This window comes from Gemmatimonadota bacterium, assembly GCA_016209965.1.
Lineage (GTDB): Bacteria > Gemmatimonadota > Gemmatimonadetes > Longimicrobiales > RSA9 > JACQVE01.
This window is the reverse complement of the sequence record JACQVE010000123.1, coordinates 1-2,027: the sequence shown is the minus strand read 5'-3', so window position 1 is coordinate 2,027 and position 2,027 is coordinate 1. Positions and strand designations below refer to the sequence as shown.

The window sequence follows — 2,027 nt, the reverse complement described above, 5'->3', positions numbered from 1 at the left end:
GGCGAACGTCAGCTTGCCCAGGTCATGGAGCTGCGGCGGCTGGATCGCGCTGCCCAGCTCGAGCCCCCGCCGGTAGACGACCGTGAGCAGCGCCGTGGCCGCAATGCCTCCCAGGAACGCAGCCATGAAGAAGTAGGGGCCGATGAGGCTGCTGAACCACTCCGGCTCGAGCGACATGACGAAATCGACCGCGACGATGCTGAACACGATCGCGTACGTGAGCGCTAGCACGGGCGAGAGTCGGCTGAGGTTGCGATGGGCCCGTGCCTCCTCCACCTCCTGGCCCTGCCAGCCGCGGGTCAGTCTAGCGTAAAGCCCCCGGCACTCCGGCCCGGAGTGCCGGGGCGACGCCTGCGCGAGCAGCAGTCCCGCATCCGGCCGCAGCGCCCAGTAGGCGAAGGCCAGGGACAGCCCGAAGAGCGTGGCCAGTCCTGCCAGGTTTCGGGCCGCGAGGAAGGGGACGTTCAGCCACGCTTCCTTGCCGCCCAGCTCCTGGTGCACCCAGGGAAAGACCTGCCCGGCGGCGAAGAGGAGCGGCAGCAGCAGGAGGAAGGAGACAGGCAGGAAGGCGACGAAGGACAACGCAATGCGCCGGACGGGCTGGGACCAGATCCCGCGCGTCATCGTGACCGCCGCCGCCAGGATCACGGCTCCCTGCGCAATACTGGTCCAGTAGAGCCAGTTGAACAGGTACGCCCGCCACGCCCGCGCCGCATCAGTCAGCAGTGCGGTCAGCAGCGTGGCGCTGCCCAGCACGAGCAGCAAGATGATCGCCAGCCGCGCCTTCGCAGGCACGGTCTCCAATGTGCGCGCGGGCAGCTCTCCGGCTGCATTGTGCTGCGCCATAGAGCTACCTGCCTCTCCGCTCCATCCCGCGTGGACGCGCCGGCGCACCCGCTCCCGCTCCCATTCCCGCTCCCATTCCCCTACCCGTACCCGTGCCCGCACCCGTGCCCGTACCCGCGACTTGCAACGCCCTCAGGTAATGCACCACGTACCATCGCTCGCGATGGGACAGCCGCTCCCCGTACGGGGGCATGAGACCCCGCCCCACCCGCATGATGCCGTAGAGATAACCATCCGACCGGCCGACCGTGGCCGGCACCGTCAGATCCGGCGCAAAGGGAAACTTGCCCGGCCCGACGATGGGCCCGTTCCCCTTCCCACTCGCTCCATGACAGACCGAGCAGTACCGCTCGTACAGCACCTTACCCCGCGCCAGCACCGCATCGTCGCGTGCCACCGGGTTGGCAACCCTGGCGCCGAACGCCGCCAGGGCGGCGTCCGCGGGGGCCAGTGGCGGCAGCACCTCGCCCACCGGCGTCTCGAACGGTAACGCTCCCTCGGGCGCAGGGCGTGGCGCCTCATACGGATCGAAGGCCGGCGACTCGCGCAGAAACGACAGGAACGGAATCGAGGCCAGGGCGTTGTCCAGTTGCGTGCAGCCCGCGGCCGCCACGCCCACGCCCAGCACTGCCACCCAACTCGCTGCCGCACGACGCAGCGACGCGGAGACGCAGCGACGCAGGGAATCATCCCCCGCCGATCGCCGTGTCGCCAGTTCGCAGCGGCCCGGCATCCCGGCCTCACTCCCTCCTGGGGCAGCACGGGGCGGGGGGCGCCGCCTCCCCGCCTCCCTGCGCCCCTGCGTATCCGGCTCAGAGCGTCCCAACCCGCACCTCCTCCGGCCGCTCCCGCACCTCAGCAGCCCCGCTCTCGCGCAGCAGCGCCGCGGCTTCCCTCTCGCGGCCCGCTGGCACCAGCACCAGGATCCCGAACCGGCCCACCGAGAACGCCGGGTCATAGATCACGCGCGGGCGCGCCCTGGGCAGCCGCGCATTGATGAGCAGCCCGAGCACGGTAGAGAGAGCGCCGAACAGGATGGTCAGCTCGAAGGCAATGATCACGAACGGCGGCAAGGAGATGATCGGCTTGCCCCCCGTGATGAGCGGCCAGTCCAGCGACGTGAAGATGGGCAGCGCGAACCCCGTGGCCGCGCCCGTCAGTCCACCCACCAGCGTGAACAG

3 protein-coding genes are annotated in these 2,027 nt (G+C 70.1%); all 3 read right to left on the bottom strand.

The genetic code is table 11. The features are described 5' to 3' along the window. Positions 1 to 846: hypothetical protein (locus HY703_05115; protein ID MBI4544556.1), on the bottom strand; the 846-nt coding region annotated here is incomplete at its 3' end. 4 nt (positions 847 to 850) lie between these two features. Then, a complete protein-coding gene (locus tag HY703_05110) occupies positions 851 to 1,579 on the bottom strand; it encodes a c-type cytochrome (GenBank protein MBI4544555.1) in 729 nt (242 codons plus the stop codon). A gap of 79 nt (positions 1,580 to 1,658) precedes the next feature. Next, positions 1,659 to 2,027 (bottom strand): DUF3341 domain-containing protein (locus HY703_05105; protein MBI4544554.1); only part of this gene is annotated, 369 nt, incomplete at its 5' end.

Coding starts and splice junctions, on each gene's coding strand:
- HY703_05110 (MBI4544555.1), bottom strand. CDS start 1,579: ATGCCGGGCCGCTGCGAACTGGCGACACGGCGATCGGCGGGGGATGAT.